1 pseudogene is annotated in these 608 nt (G+C 39.1%); it reads right to left on the reverse strand.

Annotated elements, in window-relative coordinates:
- A pseudogene (locus tag RM697_RS13695) lies at positions 1-608 on the reverse strand (hypothetical protein); the annotation flags it as partial.

A 608-nucleotide genomic window follows, 5' to 3' on the forward strand; every position in this document is an offset into this window, starting at 1 on the left:
GCTGGACAATCTGCACCTTGCGATGTTGTAATTGTCATTGCTGGCTCAGAGCATACTGCTACACCATTCTCATCTTTGTCTAAAGCTGGAGCGATGTTATCTTTTACAGTAATAATCTGTACTTGATCCTCTGCTGCATTGTCACAGTTATCTACTAATGACCATGTTCTTGTGATAATTTTTTCACCTTCACATTGACCATCTGCTATAGAATCTGAATATGTAGCCTCGATTTCTGTTGAACAGTTATCCGCCTCATCTTCTACATCACCAGTTGCTTCAACTGAAGCATCGTACTCACAATGCGCATCAGTATAGATAGTAGTATCTGCTGGCGCTGTGAATGTTGGTGCTATATTATCCTTAACAGTGATAATCTGAACCTGATCTTCTGCTTCGTTTCCACAACTATCAGCTAACGACCATGTTCTTGTGATGATTTTCTCACCTTCACATTGTCCGTCTACAATAGAATCTGAATACATAGCTTCTAATTGATTATTACAATTATCTGCCTCATCTTCTACATCTCCTGTTACTTCTAATGAAGCATCATATACACACTCCTCATCACTATAGATAGTCATATCTCCAGGTGCTGTGAATGT

The organism is Microcosmobacter mediterraneus (genome assembly GCF_031846265.1).
GTDB lineage: Bacteria > Bacteroidota > Bacteroidia > Flavobacteriales > Flavobacteriaceae > Microcosmobacter > Microcosmobacter mediterraneus.